The following is a 13,795-nucleotide window of genomic DNA, read 5'->3' as shown; positions in this document are numbered from 1 at the left end:
TTCGTTTGGCTTGTTGGTGAAAATCCGATGGCCGATATATGATTAGCGTTGATTGGGTCGGGACAGTCTTCATCATTTTAATTGTTAAATCTGTTTGTTCGAAGCGCAAGCTCTTACTGTCCTCACTGAGCATACATATTGCATATTTGTCTTTCAAAGGGTGGACACGGACATGAGAAAGCACTTAGGAATTGATATTCTACATACAGATCATTTTTAATTTTATTTCTGAATTCATCTATATGTAGTGTTTCATTTTTCTGAATGGATATAGTATCTTTTTAGAAAAAGTGTCCACTCTTTGAAAGACAAAATTAAGATAAATGTCCTTTTGTAGTGGACAAATATATGCACGAATTCAACTTATATAAATTGAGCTATACATGTCTCTTCTAATACCTCACAAGGAGAATCCGAGATGAATGAACATAAACAGGGTGAAAAGCAGAATAATAAACTAAACACATCACCAGAAACCAGTGGGCAACAAGGGAAATTAACCGGGGATACGACCACTTCAGATATAAGTCTGGTCCAAACCAATTCATCACAGCGTGTGTTAATTGTAACCGCGGTTGATGCGGAGAAAGATGCGATCCTTCGCGGTTTGGGAGACACGGCCGCAGAACGATTTGACGTCATCGCTGCGGGCGTTGGCCCAGCCTCGGCCGCAGCAGGAACAGCAGCTACATTGGCATATGCCGTAGCGGCTGCAAGCACTAGGGCGTTGGCGCACGGTTCCACCGCGCCAAGCCCATCGGATGTGGCACAGACATCTGCCACATCTTCAAGGCCGGGGCCCCTTGCCGGGACCGGTAGTTCACCAGCCTACATGCTGGTGATCAGTGCCGGCATCGGCGGCGGGTTCCCCGGCCGGGCAGACGTTGGCTCCCTCGTGGTAGCCGACGCCATGGTTGCCGCCGATCTGGGCTCGCAGACGCCAGACGGCTTCCTTAGTGTGGACGAGCTCGGATTCGGCTCGTCCATTGTGGCGGCGGACGCGGAGCTTGCCGCTCGCCTGCGCCATGAGCTGCAGCGGGCCGGGCTCGCTGTCAGCGGAGGCACTGCGATCACCGTGTCCACGGCGACCGGAACAGCGGAGACGGCCGCGGAGCTATTGCGCCGCGTGCCGGATGCCGCCGCCGAAGGTATGGAAGGCTTCGGCGTGGCAACTGCTGCCCAGCAGTTCGGCGTGCCAGCACTCGAACTGCGGGCCATATCCAACGCGGTCGGTCCACGCGACCGCGACGCTTGGCGCATCAAGGATGCCCTCGATGCGCTTCAGGCTGCAAGTTCCATTTTACGGGAGGTTATTACATCATGAAAATTGCATTTTCCCCTTGTCCAAATGATACATTTATCTTCCACGCGTGGGTGCACGGGTTGATCCCGGGCGCACCTGAGCTGGATGTCCGTTATGCGGATATTGATATTACCAATGGTCTGGCGGCAAATCCCGATGGACCCGACACACCTGAAGTAATGAAAATATCTTATGCAGCATTGCCATATGTGTTGTCTGACTATGCTCTACTCCCTGCTGGTGGCGCACTCGGCAGAGGATGCGGTCCTTTGGTTCTTACCGCAAATGGCACGACCGATCCAGCCTATCTGTCTGGACGGAGAGTCGCTGTACCAAGCGAGCGCTCGACAGCATACATGTTGTTCCGTCTATGGGCAGCACAAAATGTTCCTGGCGGCGTAGGTGAAATTGTTGTCATGCCATTCGACCAGATCATGCCTGCTGTTCGAGACGGCAAGATCGATGCCGGACTTGTTATCCATGAAGCACGCTTCACATACCAGAACTATGATCTCAAACTGATGACGGATCTTGGTAACTGGTGGGAAAGCGATACGGGTCTTCCGATTCCGCTCGGAGCAATCATTGCACGTCGCAACATGGATGCTCACGCCCTCGCCGGATGGGCACGCGCCTCCGTTGAATATGCATGGGCGCACCCGGATGAGTCGAGAGCATACGTGATGGAACACGCCCAAGAAATGGACCCTGACGTTGCTGCACAGCATATCGGACTGTATGTCAACGAATTCAGCGCCAATCTGGGCGATGATGGTTACGGTGCAATCACTGCACTGCTTGGCCGTGCCATGAAAGAAGGACTCGTTCCCGAGTTCGACCTTGATCTGTTGCGAATCTAATATTTATTGTTTTTTCAACTATATCTGTACGCTCTAAATCTAACGAACTTAGCTAGCCAGGGTGATGGTGGTGTCCTAGGTTCTTGTTTCTATAAGGGCTTTGGTAGCATCAGATACTTGCTGCAAACGAGTGGCCTCACTAACGATTTCGGCTAAACATGAGACAAGACATAGAAAGAGCTGTCCCCTAACGTCAGACTCACGACGATGGGACAGCTCTTTTTTCACTTTATATCTAACTTCATACTTACACTCATACCTATCATCCTACTCAACCCAGGATAGAAGCAGAAAGAAACCCATGCGACTCCACGCTCTCCACGTCATCTTGAACCCTACTGTAACCCTTCCCAACTCACCGTTCTCCCATTCACAACTGCGGTCTACGATACGAATAAACCATCGCCTACGCTCTGCTGCAACCGCAGCCGAACGACCGCAACCATCCCTACGAATCAGCCGCAACCGTGCGAATCATGATCCGCAGCGCATCCAGCATCATGGGAATTGGTAGCGAAGGGACGGAAGGCTGCAACACAGCCATCGCTGTCGAGGCCGGAAAGTGTACAAATCCGGCACGGATTGGAAGTTGCCCTACTCGAATGTGATCCAGTACCCGGTACATCGTGTTGTTGCAGATATATGTACCTGCTGTATTAGACACGGTAGCTGGAATACCCGCTGCGGACATGTCATTCACCATGGCACGTATGGGCAACGTGGAAAACAAACCGTCCGGGCTGCCATCTACAATTGGCTCGTCCACAGGATGCTGTCCTTGGTTATCTGCATAGGAGCCAGGCGGAATGTCTTTGACATTAACGGCAATCCGCTCCGGTGTGATGCACGTTCTGCCCTTGGCCAGCCCACAGGCGATGACCACATCTGGCCGATAGGCTTCCATCTCTGCGATCAGCAGGTCTGCACATTCATCAAAGTGCACGGGCAACAACACTGTTTTTAGCTCAGCACCCTCGATCACTTCGTTTGCAAGAGCCTCCATTAACGCCCCCGTCGGATTCACCGCATCTCCGCCAAAAGGTTCAAACCCGGATATCAGAATTTTCACCATCACACGTCAGCTCCTGTCTGTTTACTCCGATTTGTAACGCAATCCCCACTGGCCCCGGATCGTATCCATCAGCTTCATGATTTCCAGGGATTCGTCCAGTTTAATAGTATGGCTCTCCGTGCGGCCTTCCAGGATGCAACGTCCCGCTTCTTCTGCCTCAAAAGCATAACCAATGCATGTTCGATCATCCGTAAACTTCTCGGGCTCGTCCTGACCATTCACATGCAGATAGGCTTCTTTACCCGCCAGGAATAAAGGCAGACGAATCTTGCCTTCCGTACCGTATATGACCGCTTCATTACTGAGGTTCAGACGAATGGCAGCACTCAGTGAGGCAGAACGCCCCTCGGAATAGGATAACAATACGGAAAATTGCTCATCCACACCCGTCTCACCGATATTGGCCGTACTCCATACATGCTGGGGCTGTTCGCCAAAGATCATCGAAGCAAAGGAGATCGGGTACACCCCTGCATCCAGCAAAGCTCCTCCACCCAGATCCGGATTAAGCAACCTTCCTTCCGGCTCCCAGCCGACTCGGAATCCAAAGTCTGCCTGCAGCAAACGTACTTCACCGATTCGACCTTCTGCGATCCATGCTCTGGCTTGAGCAATCGGCGGCAAAAAGCGTGTCCACATCCCTTCCATCAGGAAAAGATTGCGCTCCCGTGCCGTCTCCACCAGTTGCTCCAACTGGCGTGCATTCATCGTAAACGGCTTTTCACAGAGCACCGCCTTGCCTGCCTCCAGACAAGCCATTACATTTTCCTTATGCACAGGATGAGGTGTTGCCACATAGATAATATCTACTTCAGGATCTTGAAGCATCTCATCATAAGAACCGTAAGCGCGTGCAAAACCATATTCAGCTGCAAACTTCTCCGCACTTCCCGCTGTCCGTGAACCTACCGCTGCTTTCACAGCGTTTCCTGCATGCTCCAAATCCCTTGCAAACTGGGATGCAATCCATCCCGTGCCCATAATGCCCCAACGTACTTTTTCCCGTCCCGCTACTTCTGTCATATTAAAGCCTCCCTACTGCAAATGGTGTTAAAAAGGTTCATGATTCAGATCAGGCCAACAGGTTATCCCCTTTATTTTACCAAAAAGAAAGGCTTACGTCAGAAAACGATTTCGATTATGTGTTCTCATTAGAATTCCAGTTCATCAGGGACTCGAACATCTCTGTGTACATTTCAATTCTCCAGTAGATTTGCTAAGATTATCAGCAGACGAGGAGCCAAAAGGTCTTGTCCCTTGGCATGGTTGTAACCAGCAATAATCCTGTTAAATCAACCATCACACCTGATCAACAACATCCTATCCCTGTCTTACAGGTTAAAAAAATATCTGACAATACTGCGAACGGGCCCTGACAGACAAGACAGCCAATAATTATACTCCAGCGTCTCCGAGCTGACGGTAAACTCTTGGTATAGTTATCACAAAGCGCGATCCAGATTTTGCATATGTGTCCACACGGCATGATCCGGATTCGAGCGAATATAGTCCCGTTCCCGATTCAATCATTAACCAAATAACTTTTCATAAGAGAGGAGGTCGCATAGTACCATGACTACCATCCCTGGTACAGCCCATAGCGGCATGAATCCACACCTGTTGCATCAGCAGACGAGTCCCAATTTAGAAAAGGAACCCTTAAACCGGGCAGATCTGGATGCATTCCTGAATGATACCCTGATCGAACTTCGTCAGGCAGAACATATAAACCATGGAAAATGGCGCTGGTCCACTACTGAACTTGCTCATCATACCTTTATATACATGCACAAATTCACAGGCGAACTAATCATAAATGGGACCGAATCCCACATGGCTCGCAAATCAGCTTGTCTGTGCACACCAGGAACCGCAATCGAGCTGATCGGAGATGAAGAACATGATATTGAACTATATATCATTCATTTCGATCTGTATCGGGCTACGGAGAAAACAAAAGCCAGACGAATCTACGAACGTGAGCTCAATTCACCTGTTACAGGCTGGATTCAGGGCCCATTTTACGGTATACAGCGCATTGCTGCACAGCTTACACAATTAACCAGCGAAAGTTTGGAAACAGGCTTGAAAGCACAGCTCCTCCTGACGGGACTGTTACATATGCTCTGGCCTCAAGAAGACCCCACTGACGAAACGGCTGGACAGGATGAACCGGAACAGTGGCTCAGGTCCACCCTGCAATACATGCGCGAAAACTACATGCACGAGATCAAGCTGGAAAATCTGGCCGAATTGGCTGACATGCATCCGTCCTATTACTCACAGCTATTCAAGAGTCGCATGCAGAAAAATCCGATTGAATATATCACTCATCTGCGGATGAACCGGGCCAAGGAATTGCTGCTCACTTCCAATCTGCGTATCCGTGATGTGGCTCGTGAAGTGGGTTACCGTGACGAATTTTATTTCAGCAGACGTTTCCGAAACCATGCCGGTTATGCGCCAACTTCCTATTCGAAGCAGGTCCACCGAAATATCGTGTCACTCTCCTATCCATACACGGACCACCTGATGACACTTGGCATCACGCCATGTGCAGCTCAGATCCAGGGTCACCTGCCTCATCTGCCCAAATCGCTGGCACTGCCCTTCCACGCTTATGAACCGTGGGAACAGGGACGTCAGGCTTTCCTCGATGTGAATCCTGATTTGATTCTGACCAAGGAGAATGCAGCTGCCAAAGCGATGGAGCATATTGGCGATGTCGCTCCCATCATCACGATTCCCTGGAACCAGACAGATGTCTTCGGTCATCTGCATCAGATTGCATCCATTGTGGATCGTACCCAAGCAGCCACAGATTGGCTGGATCGACATGAACGCAAGGCAGAGCGTGCACGCAAAAAAATCAAGGAATTGGCCGGGGATATCACCGTTGCCGTTGGCACGTTAACGCCTAAAGGTCCACGGATGTACAGTCATCGGAACTTTGGACATGTCTTTTATAGAACCTTGCATTTGGCCGCACCTCAGCGCATTCAGACCGAACTGGCTGGCAAATCTCCCGGCGTTGGATTCAACTGGCTGCCCTTCACACCAGGAGAATGGGACGGACTGGAGGCAGATGTGCTGGTACTGGCGATTAATTCTATGCATGAAAAGGCAACACTGTTGAAAGAGATGGCTTCGAATCCACTGTGGAACAGCCATCCTGCGGTAAAAAACGGACGTGTACATCTCATCGACTGGAACTCGTGGGTCGTATATGCTCCATATTCCATCAACATCCAGCTCGATGAAGCGCTCTCTATGTTGACGAACAAACCTTCACTTATGTAATCTAAAAAATGTCCATCTCCAAAATCTTAATTTATGCCATGTACGGGCCTGAATTAAGATTCTATAATGATCACTAATTGATAATGATAATCAATAACAATGAAATACGTTGTTGGTACCAAAGGAGTGACCCGTATTCAACATCCGGGACTGCCACATCGTCCGTCTAATTCAAGAAAATCTCCAGTGACCGTTGGGCTGACGTTTTTGTCTGCCATAGCCATACTGCTGCTAAGTATGTTTGTCGCCATCTCTTTAGGTGCCAAAGGGCTAACGCTGGAAACCGTATGGGCTGCCATATTTCAGTACAACCCAGCTTTGACACCACATCAGATTATTCATGAACTGCGGCTGCCTCGTGTCCTTGCCGCGGTTATTATCGGTGCTGCCTTTGCTGTTGCAGGAGCTTTAATGCAAGGCATTACACGTAATCCGCTGGCAGACACGGGCATTCTGGGCATCAATGCTGGAGCCACTTTTGTGGTAGCACTGAGCTTCGCCTTTTGGCCCGGACTGCCATACGGCTGGATCATGGTTTTATCATTCGTGGGGGCTGTCTTGGGCACACTGCTTATCTTCCTGCTTGGCATGGCAGCACCGGGTGGTCTGAATTCCATCAGACTGACGGTTGCAGGGGCCGTTATTGCAGCCATGTTAACCTCGCTCAGCACAGGCGTTGCCATTTATTTTGACCTGAGTCAGGATCTGGCCTTCTGGTATGCAGGAGGTTTTGGCGGAATTGAATGGAAGCATCTCAAGCTGATTCTTCCCGTGCTGCTCGTGACACTGGTGCTGATTATGCCACTCGCTCGGCGTGTATCGCTTATGTCACTAGGTGAAGAAGTGGCGATTAATCTGGGGATCAACCTGCGCTGGACGAGGTTTCTCGCCCTAGCAGCGGTTGTTGTGCTAGCTGGCGTGTCCGTGTCGGCAGTAGGCTCGATTGGATTTGTCGGACTGGTCATCCCTCATATCTCCCGCAAACTGGTGGGTGTGGATTATCGACTCATCATTCCGATGTCTTCTCTGCTTGGAGCGATATTACTGGTGCTCGCCGATCTGGGCTCACGCATTGTGAACCCGCCCGAGGAGCTCGCGGTAGGCATTATGGTCGCTTTTGTCGGTGTACCGTTCTTCCTCTATCTGGCCCGTAAAGAAAGGAGGGCCTTGTAGTGATGAATTTTAATACACCTTCACGAGGTAAACGTTCAATAATCGTCAGTATCACGCTGCTCTGCATCGCCATTGCCGTTATTGTGATCAGCCTGAACACGGGAACCATTCGTCTCTCCCCAGCGGCTGTGTTCCAGACTTTGCTTGGTAATGGCAGTTCGGATGATCAGATAGTACTGTTTGATTACCGACTGCCTCGCATTCTGGTAACTGTACTGGCCGGAGCGGGACTTGGTATTGCCGGAGCAGCCTTGCAAGGGATCACCCGCAATCCATTGGCGGACCCGGGCATTCTGGGATTACATGCAGGGGCAGCATTTGGACTAATGGTGTTTGTTAGTCTCTCCTTTACGATGGATGGCTCTGTGGCCTTGCTGATTCCGTTGTTCGCTTTTGCAGGCAGTGTTGCCGCCGCCCTAATCATCATGCTGTTGTCTTATGATCGCCATAACGGCGTATCACCCATTAAGCTGATTTTGGTGGGAATTGCGGTAGCGGCCGGGTTCCATGCGTTAACACTCTATCTATCCCTGCGTCTGGATGAAGACACTTATTCCTTTGCCGCTCGCTGGCTCGCAGGAAGCGTCTGGGGCCGGGATTGGATTCATGTGCAAGCTTTGCTTCCCTGGGTGGTGCTATGTATCTCGTACATTTGGAGTCGATCCAAAACACTCGATGCCTTCAATCTTGGAGATGCTGCCGCAACCAGTATCGGGACACCTGTCCGATCCCAGCGTGTGATTTTGCTGCTCTGTGCCGTGGCTTTGTCTGCCGTAAGTGTATCGATGGCTGGTGGGATCGGCTTTATCGGTCTGGCCGCACCACATCTGGCGCGTAGGCTTGTTGGTCCGATGCATCGGCATTTGATCCCTGCTGCCGGGCTCATCGGCATGGTTATTCTGGTGACCGCCGACACGGTCGGGCGAACGATCTTTCAGCCTAACGCCATTCCGGCAGGTGTAGTGGTTGCTGCGATTGGCGCACCTTACTTTTTGTACCTGTTAGTACGAAGCAAGTGATCTTTTTTTCAAAAAACAATAAAGACATCCAAGAGATGTTCAAGGAGAATGTGACTACCTATGTTACAGAAAAATCTTATGCTTGTCCTGAGTATCTGTCTGGTGCTTGTACTCGCTGCCTGTGGAACGGCCAATGATTCATCATCTGCTTCTGGTGGTTCGTCTACGGATACTTCAACCAACAATCAAGACAACAGTGCAAATACGGGAGAGCAACGCATTGCCTCCATGTCGATCCACCTGACCAATGATCTGCTGTCTCTCGGCATTACGCCGGTTGGTTCTGTTATCGGTGGAGAAGCCAAAGGTTTCCTGTCCCATGTTGCTGATCAACTTCAAAATACAACGCCACTTGGTCCGGTTAAAGACCCGGATATGGAAGCTTTGCTTGCCCTGAAACCCGATGTGATCTATCTGGACGAAGAATTCTCCGGTGGTGATATTGCCAAATTCGAAAAAATTGCTCCGGTGCATGTCTTCAATCTGGATGACGGTACATGGCGCGACCATCTGAAAGACATTGGCAAACTCGTGAATCGCGAGAAGGAAGCCGAGCAATACATTCAGGACTACGCGACTGAGACGGAAGAAGTGAAATCTCTGATTCATGACACGATTGGTGATGGTACCGTAATGGCGATTCGTGTTAGTGCCAAAGAATTACGTGTGTTCAGTACACGCCGTCCCATGGGTCCCATTTTGTATGATGATCTTGGTCTGACTCCTGCCAAAGGGATTACAGATATTGATTCGACTAAACCGTATCAAGTCGTCTCCCGTGAAATATTGCCGGACTATAATGCAGATGCAATCTTTGTGGTTGTGAATTCGGATGATGAAGCCCAAACCATGTTTAAGGAGCTGCAAAACAATCCGATCTGGCAAGGTCTAAAAGCCGTCAAAGCCGGTCATGTCTACCCGATTGGGGCACAACCTTGGCTCGATTACTCATCGATTGGTAATAAAATGGCCATGGATGAAGCGAAAGAAATGTTCTCCAAAAAATAACCAAAAAAAACCTCACTTTGAAATCGGAACAGCGTTTGTATGAATCATACGTACACTCTATTCCCCTCAAAGCTGAGGTTTTTTTCTTTGGATCTGCCAGCAAGCTGCAATCTATCCTCTTCCACCAAGCGCGCTCACACTGTACAGACAATAATCTCAACATCCGTATCGGCAAAAGCTTCCTGGATAATCGGACTGACCTTCTCCCATTTCAGCCTGTCCAGCCCGCATCCTATTCGGGGCATAGCCAGCTTAGTGATGCCTTCCATCACACATACGTCCCGCATAGATTTTACCGCATTCGTCAACGATTGGTACGTCGGCTTATTGGAGAACTTTGCCTTGGTGACCAAATTCAGCGTCCGTTCTACCGGATAACATCGTCCAATCTCAAGCGGCTCTTGTTTGGCCTGTTCTTGAAGATTCTCCAAACCAAATCGCTCGCAGAACTGTACCGCAATGCCCTTGCCCATCCTTGCATCAGCTGATATACAGTGCGCAAGCATGTAATCATCTCCCAAATCAAATAAATCTTGTTGTCTCTCATGGAACTGCATCGCATTCCTCTCCTTTATCAAGCGCTCTCATTCAATAGTTGAACTAAAGATTATTTACACTGACACTACGATGACAGAACAACCTTCCGATCGCTGTTATCCCCAGATTTTTTCGATTCCCTTTTTCTAGACGGGAAAATCCAGGGATAAAGGCGAACGCTTTGCTTTTTCAGGTTTTTTCTGTCCTCTCCGTTATCGTGCAAATGATTAGTTCAACATATCGAGATCCTTATTTTATTTATTAGACCTCTGCCAAAAAACGTTGAAATGCCTTTAATGTTCTCTGACCTGCTGATCGATCATATACGGCAAATACAATTCGTTCAAAGGCGTCCTTACATGCCTCTCCCACTAACACATCATGAAAATACTTCGCTACCACTGCCGGATCATTGCGAAATACGCCGCAACCGTACGCGCCCAGAACAATCGTGCGGTGACCATTCGCAGAAGCCACGTCCAGAATATAACGGATGCGTTCCTTCATCACCGACTCAATCTGTAGATCATCCGCTTCTCCACGCTCTTTCACCACACCCGCATTCACCGCCGGCGCAGTAATGAATGATGATACATAATACTTGTCCAGCAGTCGGTCTTCATCATCACGGATCACCGGAACATCCGGTGAATAGATCATATAATTCGAATATAGACCCGATCGCTGTTTGCGATTGTAATCGTACATTTCATCCATTTGAGCGATGCACGGGTATAGTCCTGTCGCTCGGGCCAGACTCTCTTCCTGTGCCTGACTTCCGCCAAGGAAGCCACCGCCAGGATTTTTTGCCGAGGCAAAGTTCAAACAGACCACATCTTCTCTTCCTTCTGCTACCGTCAAACGTGAAGCGGCTCCAAGTGTAGTCTCGCCAGTAACCTCAATGCGAACTGACACAGCTTCAACCTCAGCGGATGAAGCTACGGGTTGAATTCCAACGTGAGCTTCTGTACGACGCTTTTCTCCGAGCGCGGACAATTCTGCTGGACGGTATAAGACCGAATTTCGGATCGCTTGCTGCACATCGATACTTATCTCAACCTTGCGATCATAACCATTTACATATTGCCCTTCATCCAAAATAGTCAACGTCTGCTGTGCGATATTAGCCCGCTTGGAACGTGAATTGGAGCCACCATTACCAGTTGATCTATCGAGTTTACTGTCGTGGCTATAACGTCCACTGCTATTTTTGTTTTTGCTGCTATTGTTCTTATCCTGTTGTTGATCACTCATCTGAATCACTTCCTATATCTTCTCTTAGACGGGTCAGAATCTCACCCAGCCAGTTGGTTCCCCGCCATGTTCTTCGATTGCGAATGCGCGGGTCTTCCTCCGCCAGTCCCACACCCCAGATGCGATCTTCCGGGCTTGCTTCCACAAGGGTCGTTCCACGAGTGGCACGCAGCGCGGTTAGCAGTTCTTCGTTTTGTGTAAATTTGGCCCAATTCCCCTCGTAAACAATGCGCTGGCACTCAGCTTCCCATAACGTCTGGTCGAAACCTGCGACCTGTCTGCCCAGCTTTTTTTGTACCGAAGCAGAGCTTGCCTTCAAAATCTTGTCTGCGATGGTCTGATCCCCAAACAGCAGTGCTTTCTGGTGCATCATGTATTGCTCCGCACTCGTGTAGTGAACCCCGTTCACGGTAAAGTCCGCCGGGTGCCACTGTGAGAACGGCGATGCAGTCCGCCAGAAAAACGTAAACTTTTCCATCCATATCCCCTCTTTACTTGCTCCTCATGTATACAGCGATCCGGGCCTCTGGCCTGAGTCACTTCGTACGAGTTCATTGATTCCTACCGTTTTTCTATGGTGTATGCCTCTCTGGATTCAATCTGTATAAACGTGATGGTCGATGACCGGCACTGCTCGCATAGTCCCCCGTCTCAATGACCCAATCGGCGATTTTGCGCCGGAAAGCAGCAGCCAGCAGCTTTTTGCCACTGATGATCTCATGTACTTTCTGAAGTGCAGTCAGTGTGAACGTCTCCGGCATCAGATTGAATGCAATATCTGAATACTCGATCTTGGATCGCAGACGCTCAAGTGCGTAATGAATGATTTTGGCATGATCAAATGCAATCCCCTGAACCTCACCCAACGCCAAATGATGGCTCCGCACTTTTCCTTCTATCGTTTCTTTTGTCTCAACAATGGCCGACAACTCTTCTGTTCCATTGGTCAAAATCAATTGCAGCCTGCGTTCTGTCACACGTCCACGCTCATGGATATGGCGTTTCTCTTCCAGAAGACGCTGCTCCACACGAAACCAATTGACCTCACTGGCATCATCACCGGCCTGAAGCTCCAGCTCGCTGCTATCCACCAGCGCCATATAGGAACAGCTGATAACCCGTGTACGTGGATCTCGATCGACATCTCCCCAGGTGTACAGTTGCTCCAGATAAATATCATCCAGCCCCGTCTCCGTCAACAATTCCCGCCGAGCAGCATCTTCCAATGATTCCTGCATGGAGACAAATCCGCCCGGTAAAGCCCACTGTCCCAGATAGGGATGGCCACCTCGCCGAATCAGCAGCAACTGGAGTTCGGGTTCCGCAAGCTTGCGATAATTCTCCTGAGCTTCACTGCGAATCGTAAAGACCAACATGTCCACGGTGACGGAAGGACGTTCATAATCGCCAGCATCATAGCTGTCCAAAAACTGTTCTTCACTAATATGTGCCTGATCCCGATGCTCCTGGTAATCGGGAGCATTTCCTCCAGAGGAACCTTCGTTAGTCATACGATATAAACCCCATTCTGTTATTAACGTTTTGTTATTAACAATTAGATAATATCAATTTATCACATCGTTTTATCTCAGGTCAATATTTCCAATCCAAAATAAATGATCTGTATTCACTTGACGATATGTCAAATCAAACTTAAAATTTAGTTAGTCGACTAACTAAATGATGTGTTCAAAAAGTCTAGTTTTCAGTACCGAGAAGATCGAATGAAGGTAGAAATGGAGTAGATGATATGAACCCAGTCCAAAATGAGCGGTTAATGGGACAGCTATCCGAGCTCGTGAAACTGAAACGTTACAAAGTTCATGAGAAACTTGTAAACCACCCCGAGTTATACCCGGGGCAGCCCCCTTTGCTGTTCCAGCTTGAACGGGAGGATGGCCAATCCCAGAAAAATCTGGCCGAACAACTTCAGCGAAGCCCCGCAACAGTAACCGTCATGCTCAAGCGCATGGAAACATCCGGTTATGTGAGACGTGAAGCAGACCCGAAGGATCTGCGCAGTCTGCGGGTATACCTGACGGATCAGGGACGCTCCGCGCTGCAAGAATTGAGGATCGTGATTCAGGAGTTGGAACAGCAGGCTCAGAAAGATTTTACACCGGAAGAATCCGAGATCATGTCTGCACTTGCACAGCGTATGCTACAAAACCTGAGTAAATCCTGAGGTGATGCAAACTCTCGACATCGCTAATAACAACTGGCTTGAAGCAACTAAAGGTTGATGAAATTGATTCACTTATGCAATTAA

General features: G+C 49.3%; 13 protein-coding genes. 7 read left to right on the top strand and 6 right to left on the bottom strand.

The features are described from left to right. Positions 1–418: 418 nt before the first annotated feature. Together ACETMN_RS05780 and ACETMN_RS05775 are read left to right on the top strand one after the other, a co-directional pair. The gene (locus ACETMN_RS05780; RefSeq protein ID WP_091015690.1) at positions 419–1,324 is read left to right on the top strand and encodes a futalosine hydrolase; all 906 of its coding nucleotides are present in this window, start codon (positions 419–421) and stop codon (positions 1,322–1,324) included. After that, positions 1,321–2,163 carry a 1,4-dihydroxy-6-naphthoate synthase gene (locus ACETMN_RS05775; protein WP_091015692.1) on the top strand — a complete coding sequence of 281 codons (843 nt, stop codon included), beginning with the start codon at positions 1,321–1,323 and terminating at the stop codon, positions 2,161–2,163. The genes ACETMN_RS05780 and ACETMN_RS05775 overlap by 4 nt, the downstream gene beginning before the upstream one ends. Positions 2,164–2,611: 448 nt before the next feature. Here the strand turns inward: ACETMN_RS05775 and ACETMN_RS05770 are convergent, their stop codons facing one another. Together ACETMN_RS05770 and ACETMN_RS05765 are read right to left on the bottom strand one after the other, a co-directional pair. Further along, positions 2,612–3,235 carry a pyroglutamyl-peptidase I gene (locus ACETMN_RS05770; protein ID WP_179198483.1) on the bottom strand — a complete coding sequence of 208 codons (624 nt, stop codon included), beginning with the start codon at positions 3,233–3,235 and terminating at the stop codon, positions 2,612–2,614. Positions 3,236–3,256: 21 nt separating this feature from the next. Continuing rightward, positions 3,257–4,258: a Gfo/Idh/MocA family protein gene (locus tag ACETMN_RS05765; protein WP_091015694.1), complete on the bottom strand. Its 1,002-nt coding sequence runs from the start codon at positions 4,256–4,258 to the stop codon at positions 3,257–3,259. 549 nt (positions 4,259–4,807) lie between these two features. Between ACETMN_RS05765 and ACETMN_RS05760 the strand changes: the two genes are divergently transcribed. The 4 genes from ACETMN_RS05760 (at position 4,808) to ACETMN_RS05745 (ending at position 9,735) form a co-directional block, all read left to right on the top strand. Next, entirely contained in the window at positions 4,808–6,535 is a 1,728-nt protein-coding gene (locus ACETMN_RS05760) for an AraC family transcriptional regulator (RefSeq protein ID WP_091015695.1), read from the top strand. A gap of 99 nt (positions 6,536–6,634) precedes the next feature. Next, the gene (locus ACETMN_RS05755; RefSeq protein WP_091015697.1) at positions 6,635–7,708 is read left to right on the top strand and encodes a FecCD family ABC transporter permease; all 1,074 of its coding nucleotides are present in this window, start codon (positions 6,635–6,637) and stop codon (positions 7,706–7,708) included. A 2-nt stretch (positions 7,709–7,710) separates the two neighbouring features. Further along, positions 7,711–8,727, top strand: coding sequence for a FecCD family ABC transporter permease (locus ACETMN_RS05750; RefSeq protein WP_091015698.1), 1,017 nt, complete (start codon positions 7,711–7,713; stop codon positions 8,725–8,727). Positions 8,728–8,787: 60 nt separating this feature from the next. Beyond that, the gene (locus tag ACETMN_RS05745; protein WP_091015700.1) at positions 8,788–9,735 is read left to right on the top strand and encodes an iron-hydroxamate ABC transporter substrate-binding protein; all 948 of its coding nucleotides are present in this window, start codon (positions 8,788–8,790) and stop codon (positions 9,733–9,735) included. Positions 9,736–9,869: 134 nt separating this feature from the next. Here the strand turns inward: ACETMN_RS05745 and ACETMN_RS05740 are convergent, their stop codons facing one another. The 4 genes from ACETMN_RS05740 to ACETMN_RS05725 all read right to left on the bottom strand — a co-directional run bounded on the left by ACETMN_RS05740 (position 9,870) and on the right by ACETMN_RS05725 (position 13,037). Then, positions 9,870–10,292, bottom strand: coding sequence for a macro domain-containing protein (locus ACETMN_RS05740; protein WP_091015701.1), 423 nt, complete (start codon positions 10,290–10,292; stop codon positions 9,870–9,872). A 241-nt stretch (positions 10,293–10,533) separates the two neighbouring features. Then, entirely contained in the window at positions 10,534–11,526 is a 993-nt protein-coding gene (locus ACETMN_RS05735; RefSeq protein ID WP_411735881.1) for a TIGR02452 family protein, read from the bottom strand. Then, positions 11,519–12,004 (bottom strand): NADAR family protein, encoded by a 486-nt coding sequence (locus ACETMN_RS05730; RefSeq protein WP_411735880.1) that lies wholly within the window; start codon positions 12,002–12,004, stop codon positions 11,519–11,521. Before ACETMN_RS05730 ends, ACETMN_RS05735 begins: the two co-directional genes overlap by 8 nt. A 94-nt stretch (positions 12,005–12,098) precedes the next feature. Next, complete coding sequence (locus ACETMN_RS05725; protein ID WP_411735879.1) at positions 12,099–13,037, bottom strand: NUDIX domain-containing protein; 939 nt, start codon at positions 13,035–13,037, stop codon at positions 12,099–12,101. Between the two features lie 239 nt (positions 13,038–13,276). Between ACETMN_RS05725 and ACETMN_RS05720 the strand changes: the two genes are divergently transcribed. After that, complete coding sequence (locus ACETMN_RS05720; RefSeq protein ID WP_091015707.1) at positions 13,277–13,711, top strand: MarR family winged helix-turn-helix transcriptional regulator; 435 nt, start codon at positions 13,277–13,279, stop codon at positions 13,709–13,711. Positions 13,712–13,795 lie beyond the last annotated feature (84 nt).

Source organism: Paenibacillus sp. M2, from assembly GCF_046713495.1.
GTDB classification, from domain to species: Bacteria; Bacillota; Bacilli; order Paenibacillales; family Paenibacillaceae; genus Paenibacillus; species Paenibacillus amylolyticus_B.
Note: the sequence above shows the minus strand (reverse complement) of the source record. Positions and strands in the feature narration are given on the sequence as shown.